Here is a 19823-nt window from a genome sequence, read left to right on the forward strand (position 1 = left end):
TCTAGCTGCTCATCAATTGCTGTAACTAACCGAATTTCATGAAGTGACTGCTCGGTAGTATTTTGGAAATTTAGTTTAAATGGTAACGCCGTCTCACTCGGGAATAGCTCTTACCATCAGTATGTGGCATTACTGATGGGCCTTGTACATATACCACATCGGTATTTACAGCGGCCATTTGCTGAAGATATTGATTCAAAGCAAGTGCTTGCACACCGATTGGATCAAATTTCTCATCTAATAAGCCTACATGACGTAAATACTCTAATTTTGATCTATTTCCCACAAATACATCAAAATTAATATAATGTTTATTATCTTGATTATTTAAAATAAGATCGTTAGCAGTAATATTTTTTGGAACAGGGATTTTTATAACTTTATCAGGCTGTATACGTAATTCGTAATAATCAATCTTAGTTTTTAGGGCATCATTATCTCCTACCCATTTAGAGGTATCACCGTACCACTTCTGCATTTGTTCAAAAAATGATAATACACTAGCCTTGGTTTTATAACTCTCGCCTGTTTTAGATAAAAGGATACCTGTAGCCAAATTCGCTGTTAAACTGAGTACCTCAATACTTTCTTTTATTGGAGGTGCTTGATTTTCCGGACGTAATAACCCCGCATCTTCTATAGCCGCGAGCCAGCCTTGAATCCATTGCATTTCATCAGCAGCCAATGCTTTTAAACTGACGTTTGCAGAAATATCTTTCAAAATTGCATCACGCATTTTTAATGCATGCTGAATTTGATCCTGAATAAATTCAGTACGAGTAATTGGAGTTGCTGCTGCTGCAATATTAAAACGGAAGTCTAAAGCATCTTCATTCCAGCGTGGTCGTGCTGTATCTACAAACAACTCAGCGAGTCCTGGAGAAATATTATTTAAATCTTTTACACCATTCTCTAATAATCCTTGAGCTTTCCACTCAGGATGGATCATATAGAGCTGGTCACGCAAGCCTTCGAAATTTCTATTCATCCATTCTTTTAGGCCAGGATAAGTTTGTATACTAATGGAAAGACCTGTAAAACCAGAGGCATTTATATCAAATGCATAACCTGGAGCCAAGTTAATGCCTGAAGTATTTAATGCTCCATCCAAACTTGCCCACGGAATTTGACTAATTTTACTTTTATCTGTTGGAGTAACACCATATTGCTGAGTATTTACCTGATCACCAACGACTATACCGGACGGCTGTCCTCCAACATTTGAACCAAAAATGAAGAATGGTAATTTTAATCCTTGAATCAAATGTTCATTGTAGCCCATCTCTACTGCACCAATGTCAAAACGTACATAAGGTGTATCGACGTTAGTTAAACTTTGTAATGAAATACTGTAAATTCCTGAATCACCAGGAATAAGCTGATTACTTCCCCCTAAACCGATGGTGACATCAGGCTCAATCGCTCTTTCAACTAAATATCGATATGGCTCAACTACTCGATCACCATTAGGATTAATTACGACAATATCATATAAGCCATGAGGTACATGACGTAAATCAAATACAGCTCGAATATGGGTTGCATCCAACACCTGCCAACGCTCTGGTTCAATCTCGTACATACCTGGACGACTGAGCTTGACTAAAGCACCAGCTGCAAACTGAGCGCCATAAATATCCATGGTTACCCAACGATAGTCATCTGTACCTGTTCCTCCCTGATCTGGTGTCACTTTAGTAATAGAAAGTGGCAAAGTTTCCGCAAGGATTGTTGCAGCAGTATCTTTAGGAGAATTACTCGCTTTTATAAGAATATAATAAGTACCTTCCTGCGTGGTTGGAACCACCAATTCCTGATCAGGAGAATTAGCTATGGTATAAGCATAATCATATTGCCCTGCACTCGGTACGGCCTCATAACGGATATACAGCTCCGTAGAACCTTTTAATGCACTTGAGTCTAAACGGACACGAAGTGTTTCACTTTGTCCAACCTGAAGTTTGTAAAGAGACTGATCACCACTACTTAATTCCAAGTCAGTGCTGGTATTCAACAGTAAGGTAGGAACTGTTACGCTAAAAGTAGTGGCTGAAGTTGTTTCATTATTCGCTTCAGCAGGGGCAATGTTTAGACCTGCTTCGGTATAAACAATATCGCCTTCATATACTTCGTTATAAATATCTGGCCGAACAACTATATACCACTGTCCATCCTGAACTATTGGTAAGATCGTTTCAATGAATCCCACATATTGCTGATTTGCGTTTAATGCACCTTGATGATTATAGCGACCTAACAGAATATCTTGGTTATCCCAGCTATTATTTCTAGATAAATAAACTGCATCTGCCCACTGGCCACTCGCTTGATAATCAGCTAAATTCTTAACAGTATATTCAACACGAATTTTTTCACCTATCCTAGTTGAAGCAGGCAACATAATATCTGTTACTTGTAAATCAGCAGGATCTGGTCGAGTAATTAATAGTGGCTGTTCAGATGTAAGCGTATTATTTAGATCATTTTCAAACTCTAAGACCTTACCTGTTGCCCCATCTCGATAATAAGCTGGGTCTGTTACCACAAATACATAGTATGTTCCATTTAGCTCTGTAGGAATTTTCGCCTGAATAGAAGCTGAATACTCAGCATTTGTAGCCAATCCACCACTATGATTAACAAAACCTAAAAGTTTATCTTTGTTTAAATCTAGTACCCGATCATTTGATAAATAAATCAGGTCTGTCCACTCTTTTTGATCAGCTGATATTTTTCCACCTATATTTTTTACTGTATAAGTAATATCTATTTTCTGTCCTGAAATTGCACTTTTTGGACTACTTATATTTATTACTTGTAAATCTGGAGGATTTACATAGTTAATTGAAAGTTTTATTGATTTTTCATTATTACCTTCATCTTTAAACTCAAGAATAGCTCCCTGATCATAATTATCAATTTTATTTAAGATCTCTAAATCTTTTCTTATACTGGAAATATTAACCTGAGATTTTTTACCACTACTTACATAATTAGTATCAGTTTTTACAATAATATTAAAGTCTCCCCCAATCCCTAATGGCAATACAAATGTAGCAGTTTGAGTATAACTTTCTCCCACCTTTAGAGTAGTTATCTCATTTTTGGAATTATTAATAGTAATAGGCTGAATCAAAATTGGATAATCAGTCACATCAATTGTATTATCTCTAGATAAATAAATTCCATCATGCCAATTCGCTACTCGAGTATCTCGAGTGCCCTCATTCGTAACAGTCCAGCTTATAGTAACTTTATCACCTGAATTTGGATTAATATCTGAAATTTTAATATCTTTCACAATTAAATCAGGCTCACGATAAATAATAGTTACTGGACTTGAATAGATATTATTTTGATTAACACTATTTTCATAAACAAATTTTCTATAAAATTCAATAGATTCTGAATTTACACCACTATTATACTCGTCAGGTATATATACCTTCTCATTCTTTTTAATGGCATCAGTTACCACATAAATATAGCATTCCCCTTTATAACCGATCGGAATATTAAATCTTGCTGTTGCTGTGTAGTTCTCTCCATATTTTAACCCTTGAGCATTAGAATGCTCAACCGAACCAAGAATTACAGAATATTCTGGATTATATTCAGGATAAGCACTAATAATAATATAATCTTTCCAAGATTGTGTCCCAGACCAGACATCCCCTCCTTTATTTTCAACAGTCCAAGCAACATTAATTATTTCACCAGAAAAAGCCTCCTTTTCGACTTTTACTTGAGTAACCGCCAAATCACTTATAGCTGCATTTACTTTTGATAAAACAGATAACTTATTATTATCAATATTTTTTTCGTAAATATTTTTATTATTTTTACCTCTAATATCATTAGTATTTGTTTTCACAATTAAATGCAAACCAGAAACAGAGGGAGCTAATTTTAAAATTCGTTCTACTGTGTAAGTTTCATTATAACCAAGTTTTTTTGTTTGTGTGAATTCTCCAAGTTTCCATACTATATTTGCTTTTGTGAGATCAGTATCATTTGCCAACCACACCTCGTCCATCCAGCTGCCATCAACTTCATCTGATAGATTTCTTACAGTATAACTAAACTTATAATCTCCATTTGAGCTAATTTCTTTAGGTGCCTGAATATCAATCACGGTTAAGTCTGGAGTAGGATCAATCGCACCAAAGACTGTAATTGGTCTAGCCTTATAATTATTATTATCAATTTGAGTTACATCATCTAGATTAATATTAGTAGCCAAAGTATCTTCTATTATAGCATCATAAGTATCACTCCACACTGTAATATAATATTGACCTGACTTAATATCTCCAGGAATAGAGACAGTTAAATTACCCAAATAATCTTCTTGTATACCAAGATTTCCTGTATGTTTAACTTCACCTAATTTAATATCACCTTTTAATGGATTAGGCTGACGTTTATCAACACTTAGCCATATACTATCTATCCAGCTATTAACATCAGTATAATCCCCTTGTGTTTTTTCAGTTCCTTTATTTGTTACTTTATAATCAACACTTATTTTACTACCGTAATTAACTTGTTCTGGTGCAACAATATCACTTACTATTAAATCAGCAGCAAAAGGTTTAGGTTCAATATATATTTTTTCCACATATATATTATTTTTTTCATTAGGATACTCTAATACCTGATCTCTTGAGTCTGCAACTACAATAATATAAGCATCCCCACGATAACGTAGTGGAATAGTAAAATCATTCGTTATATTACTATAACTTTGTTTAGGCGCCAAAGCTGAAATACTATCATAATAGCCAATTAATATATCGTCAGATCCTAACTTACCATCAAGTGACAAATAAACTGCATCTTTCCATTGACTATTTGTAGAAGATGCACCCATATTATTTACTGTGAATTTAACACTTATTTTACTTCCAGCCATTACAGAGTTTGGAACATCAACATTTGTAATGCATAGATCAGGTCTAGAATTTAACTCCACATTTAATATAGTGTTAGAAATTAAAGTATTATTTAAACGATCAATAGTTTTTTCATATATATTTAGCTCCGGAATTGCACTATTGTTTGTTGCTACTTCTAAACGCCATCTTCCTTCCATATATGCAGGTAAATTTATTTTCTCTGTACGTGTATAAGATTTACCTGACTCTAGACCCTGCGTGTAATTAAAATTCCCAAGATATATAGAAGGTTTGTTATCTAAAGAAACTAGACGAATACTATCTTCCCAAATATCTTGAGCATTTTTAGTACCCTGATTACGAACAGTCCATCTAAAATCTACTTCTGTACCCTCTTGAGCATTATCAGGAATAATAATATCTTCAACTTTGAGGTCAGGATAATCCGCAAGTTGTACTGGAACAACTAAACCAGTTTTTTGGTTATTATCATTATGAATAAACTCAAATACACTAGAACTAACATTCGTACCGACGTTTAAATAATAATTTCCAGACAGACCATCTGGTAGTGTAACTGTAAGTGAGTGTTCATAACTCTGATTAGCTGCCAAATAACCTAAATGTTGAACTGATCCAAGATCCCATAATTGTCCTTTCCCATCTGCCTGGCTGCTTAGCCACACATGGTCTAACCATGAATCTTTGTCTGTAATACCAATACCGTTATTACTTACCGCCCATCGAACAGTTGTTGATGATCCACTCATCAAATTTTCTGCATTATCAATTGATAATGAAGTTAATTGTAAATCAGCATAAGCTTTTGGCATTACATCAACAATGTGATCGAATTCCACTGTATTATTCGATTCGAGATCATTTTCCCAAACTTGCTTTAAGCTATCTGTTTGAACAAAAACGTGACCATGTCTAGTAAAATTAGGACCAAAACGATACTGAATAGACGAGGTATAACTATTGTTTTTTTCCAAAGCTCCATCATGTACAACTTTGCCTAAAACAATATCATCCGAATTGCCAATAATATCGTCAGTAGAATAAATAACTGTATCTGTCCATGTCGTGTTTAATCCAGTGCCTGTTCCAATGTTAGACACGGTCCACTCAACACTTAAAGAAGCAGGATCACCAATGACTTGGGTTGGAGCCTTAATATTGCTTACGATCAAGTCTGCATATTCTGCTTTAGCAATCTCTAGACTTTGCTGATATTGATTATTTTGTTCAGCATTGTATTCAAAGTTTTTATTGTCAGCATCAGTAACAATAAGTAAACGCCAACGCCCAGATAAACTTTCAGGAATTTTATAATTTAAAATAGACGAAATAAATTGTTGACTCTCTATTGCGGAGTGAACTACTTCACCAATTTTAATATCTTTATAATCAATCACATCATCAAGTGATAAATAAACGATATCTTTAACCTGAGCCGCTTTTGTAGTTCCCTGATTATACGTTGTCCATGAAATATCAATATTTTGTCCACCTTGTAAACCTCCTGTTGTTTTTACATTACCAACAACAAGATCCGGGCTCACAATTTCAATGTTCTGCGTACCTTGATGGCTTACTAAATCTAGCTCACGAACATAATTATTAACATCAGAAATAACTTCTAAACGCCAAGCTCCTAAACTAAGCGCAGGTACATTTATCGTCATTTGCTGTGTAATGCTATCTCCTTTTTGAATGCTACGATTAAAAGAAGGCGTTGCTAACACATAAGTTTGGCTAGGGTTTGTAATATTTACTAAACGGAGACGATCATATACAAAACCTGTAAAGTCAGCTGTCCCCATGTTAGTCAATGTATAAGTCAATTGAACCTGATTTCCAGACCGCCACTGGCTCTCGACTGAAATATCAGATACTTGAATATCTGGAAGCTTTTCCGCTTCTAAAACAATTGATTGAGAAACAACAATATTATTTTCAGTATGATCTGGCTCATAAACAGCGCCATAACTATCTGTTTTAACAAATAAATAATATTGATCAGCATTCCCGTTCAAAGCAAAATCTAGATATGCTTGATAGGCACTTCCAACAGCTAGACCACCCGTATGTGTAACAGAACCCAGCACACTTGCACTTGAATCAAAAGATGATTTAGTTGAAATATAAACTGTATCAACCCAACGATTTACATCTGTTGCTAAAGTTCCATTATTTGTTACTTTCCAGGTAATACGTCCAGATTCATTTTTCCCTAATACTGTTGGAGAAGAAATAATTTCAGGACTAAGATCAGCATAAGTTCTAACAACATTAAACTGAGCAGAAATTGCCTGATTGTTCGCTCTAGTATCTGGTTCTTTAACAATTTGATTAGTATCGCTTATTACAGCAATATAGTAGCTTCCTTCAAGACGAGCTGGCATAGTAATCGAAGCTTTTTGCTGGTAACTTTCTCCAACATTTAAATCCTTCACTCTATTGTAGCTAGCCAAAATAATATCGTCAGCATTACCAATAACGGAGTCACGACTTAAAATAATACGATCAACCCACTGACCCTCCGCGGCTTTATCGCCACGGTTTGTCACAGTCCATTGCACTTGAGTTAAATTACCCGCACCAATAGTTTCTGGAACAATTATTTGAGATACTGCTAAGTCAGCATACATTTTAGGCGACGAAATGAATGTTTCAGTCGAGCTATTATTGATTTCTGCATTATTTAATGCATTTACCTCATAAATAATTCCTTGGCCAGTAATATTGCTATCTGCAACGACCTCAATAACAAATTGTCCAGCACCTGCCACTCCTTCCGGCATAGTGAAACTGAAACTACGATTGCGCACTTCACCAGCTTTAATTGGCAAAGCATCTTGACCATTAAATGCAACGGCAAAATTTAATATGGTTTTACCGATGCTACCATCTGTATTTCGCGCTCGAATAATAATTCGATCTTGAAAGTTTGTTGGAGTTGTAACACTACCTTGGTTCACATCCTGCCATACCACTGTCACAAGTTCCCCTGCTTGGATTTGCGGCTGTAACAGTTGGATGTTCTTAACAACTAGGTCTGGTCCTGCGACTACTTCAATCGTTCCTTCATTGTCATTTTCTAATGAACCATTTTGGTTAAATTCAGAAATAGTATTGAGAGCATCTACTTTAACTTTTATAGAGAACTGCCCAACAGCGTATTTATCCGAAGGCCAAATAAAATGAAATTGACGTTGAGTAGAGTTGCCTTGCTCTAGGGTTTGATTAGAGATAAGAAGATCTTTACTAACAACAACTGTTCCTGTTGTAAGATTGATAATTTCAATTTTCTCTACCCATGATCCAGTCGCTGGAGCCTGTCCAGAGTTTTTAACCTCCCAATTTAAGGTAACTGAATCACCAGCCTCCCAGTTAAATGCTGGTGACAAAGAAATATGTTCGACAGTTAAATTAGGATAAGCCCTTAATTCACTTTTAAATACATAAGATGTTTGATTGTTTTTTCTTGATTCTACAGTTTCATTTTGTTGATTATAGACATCTGCCTCAACTATAACCTCAAAATCTCCAGCTCCTGAAATACCTTCAGGCAACTTAATTTTAGTAGTACGCGTAATAGATTGATTAGAAGATATAGAACCATCATTCTGTTCAGAATAAGGCACTAGACTCTCTACAATAATCTCTCCAGTAGTTTTATTCTTGATTAGAACTCGATCTGTAAAGTCACCAAATGAACTATTATTACCAATATTTGCCAATAGCCAGTTAATTTCTAACTGGCTTCCAGATTTGATTGTTTCGTGGTCACTACTCTGAACAGTTAAATTTTGAACAGAAAAATCAACTTTTGATGCATTATTATTTAAATCAATCACAATTGGGTTTGATGGAGCATGAACATATACCGCCATATGGAATGGTAATTCAATGTCATAACGGTCTAATTCATCAAATACTATGGTGTACTTACCCGAGACACTAGCAACAAATTCAGCGCCCAAATTATTTAAATCATTTCGGGATATTATTTGCTTACGACCATAAGGATCAATTACGACTAAGCTAGTAAGATAGTTTTGTTTCCATACTCCATTGAAAAAGCCATATGTTTGCGTAATCAATTGATCAAAATCAATAAACACTCGGTCGCCAGCATCCACATCAATCTGATATGAAAGCATTTCACCTTCTGCTTTAAGGCGGCCTTCTACTGCTTGACCACTTTCAATCCGCTGTACTTGAGCCAAATTGAGGAGTTTAAAACCATATTTTTGCTGCACTAAACTTGTCGTTTTAACCTTAACTGTATAGCTACCTACATTTAAAGTTAATAATGAAGCATTTATATTATTCGAAGAACTTGAATAAACAATACTTCCATTATAATCAGCAATTGAAATCTGCACCTCTGGATCAGTTAGATTTAATAAATCAAATAATAGATTAGACTTTTCATTTATATTTAATTGATATATCACTTCTTGTTTATCTGGATTTAATATACCTGTTACGTTTTCATTAAAACTTAGTACTGGTAAATTTTTCAAATCAACACAATCTATCTGAAATGATACCGAACCAGAGTACTGGTAATATTCAGAACCATATCCTGTAGATATATCATCAAAAACAATATAATAATTCCCAGAATATTTAATATTAATTGGTTGATTATCTAAAGATGCATATAAATTAACATCCGAAACATTTTGACCATATTCATTTATGATTTTATATTTTGGTGCGGTTCCAGATATATTACCTAGACTATTAAACTGTAGAACTTGATTCGCATCGGCATAGAACTTATAAATACGATCAGCAGCTGCATTTTTTGAAAAACCTAATGAAACTGACTGACCAAATTGAATTTCTTTTGCTTGTGAGCTTAAATTTACCCATTTAAAATCGATATAATCATTATTATATCTCTTTAAAATCGTATATTTATACTTACCTGCTTTAAGAAAATATGCTGCATTAAAGCTAGTCCCTAGTACTCTAGACTGTAAATCTATTAAAGTCACTTGATCATAATTTGAAGCATAATATCCAGCAGCTGTCCGATCTAAATAGTACAAACCATCAGTTTTTACATCTAGATAGAAGTCTTGGCTTGTACCATCTGTTAGGCTTCCAGACCAACTTTCAGTTGAAGTCACATTCTCAGGTATTAAAATTTGCTCAGAAAATTGAGTAATAGGATGAATGAAGCCACTTTGACGGCTTAATAGAACAGTATTTAGCCCAGTATTAGAACTATAAGTATTTTTTCCAGTAATTGGGTCATAGTTATTATTCTGATTTCCACTAAATCCAATATAATAAACACCAGTTTGCTCAGCAGTATATGAACCTGTGCCACCAGTACTATAAACTCGATTACCAGAAGAATTAAAAATTTGAGTTAAGAAACCATAGTTCGAATAAGAATCTATATTTAATTTTTCACTTGCAACTAGCATAATTTGGTAAAGATCAACATCTTTATTTGTATTTACACCATTACCAATATTAGTCTTAATTTCAAGTTTAGTACCTGCTTTAAAATTCAGCTCTTTAGCATTTTCAGTAGTATCACCTACATCATCACTGATTAATTTATCTAATTTGCTACGAGTAAAATTCAAGACTTGCTTATCAATTTTAGTTTTATTAACAATTTTAAGATAATAAATACTCGTAGAGTTAGCGCTATATTGCAGTTCACCTGTAGAGCCAACTGCAATTTCACTACCTGCTACATCGAGTAAAGATAGACTTCCTTGTAAGTCAGAAAGCTTAAGAGCAAAAACATCACCTTTATTTAAAACAAATCGATATAAGTAAGGTTGCTCAACAACTGGTTGTAACAATTCTATTTTAGATTGCGTTGGTAAGTATAGTTCATAAGCCGTAGCTAGACTTTGACCAGTTTGCTCGTATTGATTTGCCTCATGTATAGAAGCCTTCAACTTCAAATAACTAGATTGCGAAGTATTAGAGTTTAATCTTAAGGTATAGTTTCCTTCAACGAGGTAGATACGACTACTTCCATTAATAGCAGGCAAATTACTATAGTAAAAAAGTTGATCGTTAGTTTGATTCAATAGTCTTAAAGAAATATTTGAATTACTAGAAGATACATCACTAAGATCCAGCCAACCCTCTTTAGCTATACTAAAAGTATAATCTATCTGATCAAATTTAGTTTCAAATGAAGTTTTAATTAATTCGCTAAATTCTAACTGCTGAGTAGTATTCAATACTGGTAAAATTTTAATATTAGAATTATTAACAGAATTAATATTATAGTCTCTACCAATAACAATATAATATTTATCTGCTAACGCAGTAAAAGTAGAAGTATTATAGTCATTTCCTGACTGTAAAACCTGTCCGTTTATATCAACTATTTGATACCAAAGATTTGTAGGTGACAAAAACTCAAGGCTATATTTTTGGCCTGCAACGGTATTAAGCTGTAAAAAATTAAATCTCTCATTTTCTTGTAATGCTAAAGAAATATTACTTAAATCAGAAACTTCTTCAGCTTTTTCAATATAATCAATTAATTTAAATGAATACTTAGGTGTCTGCGTATTTACTCCTTTAAATAATAAGTGATAAGTACCAGCTGGTAAATATTGAATTGAATAAGCATTTGAATCAATTAGAGAACCATCTTCTCTTAAAATATTAAAGATAGTTTGCCCTAGAGTAGCATCAACAATAAAACTTGTTGGCTTATCAAGTTTCAGATCATAGTAGTGAACATCTCCACCATTCATAATTTGACCAGAAACTTGCTCACCAATTTGAACTGTTTTTCTGACTTCAACAGGTTTTGTAATTAGTATTGAAGTCTCTCGTTGTGTATTTTGGTCTACTCCAAAAACTAATAAAATATATTGACCAGATTGAGTTAATGTATATTTAACTGCACGATCTTCATTAGCATACTGATAAGATGATGTAACTTGTCTCCCTGAAGGATCATATAACTCCCAACGAATATATTGATTAATTGTTCCACTATTTCTTAAATCAATTAGCCAAGAATCACCAGCCACACCAGTAATAGTCTGCACATTGGCTTTACGACTATTATTAGCACTTATAATAAATGATTTCCCAAGATCAACGTTTGAAATATTTGAGTTTAATAAATCAACAATTTCCAAAGAGTAGCTAATTGAATAATTATTATAATTATAAATCGATATTTCATAATCACCAGCATCCAAATTGAGAGGTTGCGCATCATTAAGATTAAAATGTGTAAAAGGACCTTCAGAATTTTTTTTATAAATAGAAATCTGTAAATAATAATTACTAGAATAACCATTTATTTTATATAAAGATTCCTTCGTAAGAGTAAAATTATATTTCTGCAAACTATTACTCTTAATAGAAACATTTGAAACAAGTTCTCCTATATCTATATTCAAATACTTATTTTTACTATTTAAAGAAAAAGAGACACTTCCCGTATAATCACCGTTATAATTAAATGCTTGTAGATAATAAGCGCTTGTTTCTTTTACATCAAACCAACCATTATAACCATAATAACTACCAATCTCTTTTACAACATTTCCTTTTTCATCATAAATAATAAATCCAGAATTATAGTTAGTCTCAAAATCATAAATTCTATTTTTATCAAAAACAGCCTTAATAATATTACTAGGCAAGCCCTGATTAATATTAATAGACATATTAGAACCAAAATTAACATCTAAAAAACTATTAGTTATAAGTGTTTTAAAACTAATTTCACCAACAATATCATTCGGCTCATTATTACTTTCAACTAAAAGAGTATAGTTACCAGTAGATAAAATATAAACACCATGACTTAATTTCACAATCAAACCATTACTATCTATAATTTTATATGTATTACTCGAACCATTAGATAATTGCTCTATAATTTTTAAAGCTGTCATTTTATCAACAGTAAATGAATATTTACTTTGCTGCTCAATCCCTACAAATTGATCATTTACAGTAGTATTTAAATCGATAACTTTTGGCTGTAAAACTTCCTTTTTAATTAAATCAATTTTAAAAACAGCCTGAGTATTGCTTAAATTTTCAATTAACAATATATATTTAGAATTTAGGCTATTTTTAGGTAAGATTTGGTACAATGATGAAAGAGGGCCTGCAGATATTATAGTACCATCTTGACTATATAAGCTAAATTTCAGGTTAGATATATTCTGGCCAGATGTATTATAATGCAACCAGTATTCAGTATTACTCTCAATAGATAAATTAAAGAATTGATAATCACCTTTTGTGGCTAAACTCACTGATGATGGTAGATTCTGTTCAATATTTAAGAAACTACTTTGCTCTTGCAAAATAAACTCAAAATTATTTCCGTCAATTTTCCCATTGAACTCAATTTTATAGACTCCTGTTTTAAACCAGAAATCTTCTAATCCTTTACAATTTATGTCATTCAAAATTCTTGGAGAACCATCAAACAACAATCCTGATGGACCAGTAATTTTAATATTATCAAAAGCATTTTTAATAAAGTTAAATGAGATAAAACTATCTTCTTTTAAAGTAAAACTATATGAGATACGATCATCTAATTCATTGCTATTTTTAACAATTTTCTGATTTACGCTAATTACTTCACTTTCAACTGGCTTATGAATTAAATCTTCTTTATTCAATGAGAACTTAATACCAGTTTGCTTCTCAGAACCAATGTTCATTGCTGAAATATAGAAAAATGGCTGTGTTTTTAATAATTCAATTGGATTATCACCAATTTTTGTTCCATCTTGAGTCCAAAAATTGAACTCCACACCATAATTTTCTGATATATCTTTAAAGGTAAAACGGTTATAGTTGTCTGTATAAGTAGCAAAATAGTCTTGAGAGACTTTGTATAAAACTGTCTCATCAACCTCTAATTGCTCAATAATAGTTTCATTATTAACAAGTAAATTGTGAGCTTGGCTAGCCGATAAAATTTCAAATGAGGCAAATCCAGTTAACCAATTAGATTTAGCTACAATTTTATAGATACCTTTTTGTAAGTGTGTAGCTTGCAAATTTAAATTTCGATTAGTAGAAATTGAGGAACTTGCAAACATAGGTTGATTATTTGGAAGATTCCCCCCTACACCCACTAACTGATAATTAACGCTATCAAAAGCCGAAACATTAAAGAAATAAGTTCCAGCTTCTTCAACCTTTAAAATAATTTCCTGTTGCTGATATTGAAAATCAAAATTTTGATCAACTTTTAAGCTCGTACTAGAATTGACTGTAAATTCCTGCTGTCTTACAGTTTTAGAAAAATCTAAATTCGCTTCAACTCCATTAAGATTTTCAATAATCAACCAATATTTTTTATTATGCTCCAGTAAAGGTAAGGACAATGTTCTATAATAATAATCAGACATTATAATTTGACCATTTTCATCCATCAACTTCAACAGAAAGCTTGAAGATTCAGGATTATTATAGTCTGGAAAATCAATAAAATATTGAAAGCTACTATCAGCAATGAACTTATAAACTTGTAAGCTATTTTCCGAAACAGTATTATGTTCAACCAAATCAATGGTTTTATTTTCATCAAACTTATTAAAATTAATACTTATAGTACCTTCAAAATCGGGAATAAAATTAAAATACGATTTAATTATATAATTACCCTCTTCAAATAAATACAATTTATTCCTTGAATCTGCCAATGAACTAACAGTACACTCAACACCATTTACTAATTTAAAAAATTGATATGAAACACCTATATTTTGTTCAATATTAAAAGAGAACAAATTTTTCTCATCAATATTAAAATCAAACTCAATACCATTATAGAGATCTTTGTAATCAATTATGTTATTACGATAAATATCAATATGTGGCCTTTTATCTACCACAGTAAAATTAATATCCTTAATAGTGTCAGAAGAAATATTAGTAACACTTAAATATATTGCACTCGACAATTGTTTTTGTTTTAAAACAATATCAAAAACGCTTTCGATATTAATATAAGAACCAATATAACCCCCATTATCAGTCCACAAATCAACTTTTAGCCCAGAAAAACTATTAAGAGTTTTGAATAACAATTCTTCGTCTAGACCAACAGATAGTTTATAAAAAACAGACTCATTTTTAGCAAGAGAATTTATATTAGTAGAATTATCTTTTAATAATTCATTTTCTATAGACATTGAAGAAAAAATACTAAATTTATAATTAACAGCTTCGTGATTACTATTAGCAATTGCTAAAAAATAGACTCCTCTTCTTAAATATAAACCATCCAGTGAGTTAATACTATTATATTGAACTCTTGGACCTAACAAACTCCAGTTTAATAGGTTACCTTGCTGTAATTGATTAAGAAAATACAAACCATCTTGCTTGATCTCAAGTGTAATAATTTGAAAGTCTTGATTAACATCAATCTGCCCATCCAAAATTAGTTCTTGGTCTGGTTCAACCATCTTTTTTGAAGTGACTGAAATACTATTGTTTAAATTTTCTGTTTCTTCAAGTAAAACAATCGGATTAACTAAATTTTGATCTGCTGCACTCCATATCACCAACTTATATTTCTGAGAAAAAACAACAGGTCCTAAATCAGTTGATTCAGATGCTAGCTGACCAGAAAACCATTCAACTCCATCCATTGTTAGCAAACGGAATTGAATATTACTTACATCATTTAATAGCTTTATGCTATAACTTTTTGAATTAGATACATTAAATTCATAAACTTGATAAGCACTACTACCGATTAAATCAACTTCCGTATTCTGATTTAGATTAATTAATTGAGTTTGACTATCATCAGCTATGTTCAAGTAAAAATCATTTATTGAACTGTTTTCTACCGTATTTGTTAATTCAAATTCTAATTTATACTGACCAGATTGTAGCCATAGCGTTTGATAAGCCATTCCACTGATATTATTAACATATTCGGCAGCCCCTGAATAAACCTCTCCATGACTATCAATTACTTTAAAACTTTGATAGTTTTTACTTAAAAATTCAATGGTTATAAAACCATCATTTACGATATCAAATGAAAAGAATGGTTCAACATCTGAACTCAAGGAATTAAAGTGTAACTCTTGATTGATATCAATATGTTGATATTTGGGTTCTAAACCAAACGTTAACCCACTAACTTCATTATTAGATTTGTTATGTATAGAAAAATACAGATAATCTAAGTTATCCTCAGCATTTAACGTAAAATCATTATCAAATGATTTATATAACTCTCCATTTTCATTAAAAATTTGAATAGTTATATTTGGATTATTAATATAATTTAACTTAAAGTCTGCATAAGAATCTGTAGCTAATTTCAACCAAGAAATTTGATTAGCTTCAAGAGTAGGAACAATTAATTCGGAACCTACTTTTTCCAGAACTGGAATATTAGCAACTGACTGAATGTTAAGCTTAGCTCTAACATCGTTGTTGTCCAATGCAGTTAAGTAAACTTTATGCTTTCCTTTAGTCAGAGCAAAGGATAGGGCTTGATAGTTAGTCTCTTCACTACTCTGTGATCCGATTGTCTGATAAAAACTTCTTTCATCAAACCGAAAGTTCAATGAACCTGTATAAGTCAAATCAAAAAAGTATAGTCCATCGGCATCAACATTAATCTCAAATTCCTGATCTCGTGTAGAAGACAAATTAACGAAATCCATAACAGTAGAATCATTAATTTCTACTTTTTTAGGGAATGAACTTAAACGAAAGTTCAATTCGGAATTTTTATTATTGGTTGATTCTATAATTAATATATAGTCATCAATTAAATCTTTTCTATTTAAGTTAAAATTATAATTCGAAAGTTTACCATCAAATAGTGTAAATCCATCTATACTTAAGATCTTAAAGTTGTAATCCTCAGAATATTGACTCGCACTAATTGAGTAATCATGCTCCTCATCCATGCTAAAATGGTAGACAGCCGCTTGTGATGAAAGCTCAACTTGTCTTGTAATATTTTTATCTAAAGTTTCAAACTGGCTAACATCTCTTATTTGAAAAATAAAATTACTATTTTTTATTTTATTCTTAAATTCAATGTAATATTGCCCTGCAACTAACCACCCTGTATATATATTAGTTTTATTTAATAAATTTTCTCCTTCTGGCCCTACAATTAAAACTTCTTCATATATATTTTTTAAAAACTCAAAACTAATAAAACTGTCTTTTTCAAGTTTAAAGTCATAATTAATATTTCGTGGTAAATCTTTAGAAAAATCTTCTACAGTTTGTCCCAAAGAGATTGACTTAACAACATTTACTGGCTGATCATGTTTAATTGTATTGACTTTAAAAGAAATATTATCAATAGCTTCTACCAGACTATCGTTTGCAATAGTTATAAAGATTTTGTTTTGTTCATAATCTTGATAAAAATTGGTATTATCAGTTAAATAATTAGAAAGAATTTTTCCATATTGATCCCAAACTGTAATATTCAGATCAGGATTTGCTGTATTTAGTTGAAAGCTATATTCATCTAGAATTCTTGAATCTAATTGGTAAGTAATAAATTGACCAGGTACTAAATGTTCTACTGTGTAGTCCTGACCTGATTGAATTGGAGCTGCTAATTTACTGGAAATGAAATCTAGACCAAAACTGCCGACTGAATCATAGTTTGAAATAGAAAGTTTATAGAAACCTTTTGTTAAGTATACTGCTTGTGCTATGTTATCTCCTTGTTTAACATTATTACTCCACTCTAAATTTTTTACTCCAGGTCCACTTAAGTTCCATTTTGTATTTACCAGTGTTTTTTCAGGATAAATAAAATATGTTCCAGACTCCGTGACATTCAACTCTACGCCATATGTCTGAGCAAAGCTATCAAACTTATATTCTATTTTTTTACTATCATTTAAATCAAATCTATCTTCTTTTAAATTTGAAAGTCCAATACTATACTCAAAACTATTTACATTTTGTGTCGAAGAATTAATCCAAAGATAGTACTCTTCATTTAAATTTATTTTCTGTTTGATTAAATCAAGTTGATGAATATTAGTATCTAAAATTAGATTCCCATAACGATCGAGCAAATATACTTTAGGAATATCTGTAGTAGTTAATTTTATATCTACAGTTATCGTTCCTTTAGTTGATTTTCCATAATTACCAGAATTTTCAAAATAGGGGTTATAATATTTATTACTTTCTGAACTAAATGCTAAGTAATATTCACCATCTGCATTAAATGTATAAGAAATTGCTGAATTACTAGTTTGTACTAACTCTCTTCCAGTTATATCAAAGATTTTTAAAAATCCCTGTATTTCAGTACTGCGTGGTGCTGAAATATTGATTGTGTTACCCTTTTTTACTTGGAATTTATAAAAATCAACATCATTATAATTCGTTTCATTATCACCAATAGTAACTTGTAATTTTTCTGTTTTTAAAATATCAAGTTGTTGTCCTGTCCAAATCGAATCTCTCACATCATCTAACTGATTGTCAATTTCAATAGCCGATTTATACTTTATTTTTAATAGTACGTTTTGATCGATACCTTTTCCTGGTTTACTATTAATATTATAATTATTATTATCAGTTGTACTGATACCTATATAATATAAACCTTTCTCAGTCACATTAAAACTTAAGCTATTTGCTTCAGCTTTGACAATCTCATTACCATATCTATCAAAAATTCTAATGAGTGTATTAGGTTGTTCTTTTTCAAGAAGTAATTTGTCATCTTTGTTTAGCTTTAATTCAAATAAATCATAGCTACTTAATGCGAAGTGACTGTTTACTAATTTCTCAGTGAAATTTTCTAAATCAATATTTTTAGCGTACTCAATTTCTGAAATATATCTTTCAGAAATAAGTGAAATGAGTTCATTACTTCCATTGTTAATTTTTACAAACTTCGACTCAGTACCAATATTATTTAATATCAATCCTTTATTGTTTTCATCAATAAGATCATCGACTTTAGAGTTTGTTTTTACAATAAATTTGATTTCACCAGCTGTAATATTTAAGCTATTTATTTCTAAAGTATAAGTGCCTGTTTTTAAAAATTTTGGTACTGATTTACTTTTACTTTCTAATGTACTGAGTGGTGAGAAAATAATACTTGAGCTTTCATCTTTAATAGACCATTCTGTATTTTTTAATCCTTCTGTAATCTGATCAAACACCACCCATTGATCCTGATCTATTTTAAAATTAAATTGCTTTGACTCAAATGGTTTATTAAAGTTTACTATCTGTTCTTCATTAATATTTATTGATGAAATTTCAGGCCTTAAAACATGTAAAGTAAAGTTACCTTCTAAATTACTATAATGAGTACTACTATCTATAGATAACCAATAAGAACCACTTTTTTCTGCTACAAATCCTTGACTATCATTTGTAGTTAAACGATTTTTGACTAATTGAGCGTTATTATCAAAAATACTCCATGTTGCATCATTAATATGACTTTCAAAAAATATACGATCTCCTGCTGCCGCATCTATTTGATATAAAACAGCTTGACTTGCTGGATTAAGATTCAGATGTGTCTCTTGATTTGGCTCTAACTTTATAGCACTTTCTTCGCCAAATAATCTAAATTTATAGTTTCCAACTTGATCATTATTACCATCAATAGTTAGTTTATATGTGTCAGGAGTAAGCTCTAAAAATTTATGGCTATCTTGATTTAATTCAATTGCAGAAAAATTTTTACCATATTCTTTACCTTGCAAAGACCAGTTAAAATTTTCACCTTCTACGCCATCAAAAAAGAATTTTGTTTTCTCTTTAATAACAAACTCATATTGTTTTTGTTGACCTGGTTGATCAATAGCTCCAGTAATTTCTTGTATTCCTGGCATTAAATCTGCAGAAAGCAAAAGTTTTGGTTCAAGTTGTTCAACTGTCCACATTTGCTCTTGT

1 protein-coding gene is annotated in these 19823 nt (G+C 31.5%); it reads right to left on the reverse strand.

What is annotated here, in order from left to right:
• Window positions 1–70: 70 nt before the first annotated feature.
• Window positions 71–19813, reverse strand: a complete 19743-nt coding sequence (locus AC056_RS01495) for a CARDB domain-containing protein (protein ID WP_167370367.1) — start codon at window positions 19811–19813, stop codon at window positions 71–73.
• Between the last annotated feature and the right edge of the window lie 10 nt (window positions 19814–19823).

Source organism: Acinetobacter genomosp. 33YU, from assembly GCF_001990725.1.
Classification (GTDB): Bacteria; Pseudomonadota; Gammaproteobacteria; order Pseudomonadales; family Moraxellaceae; genus Acinetobacter; species Acinetobacter seifertii.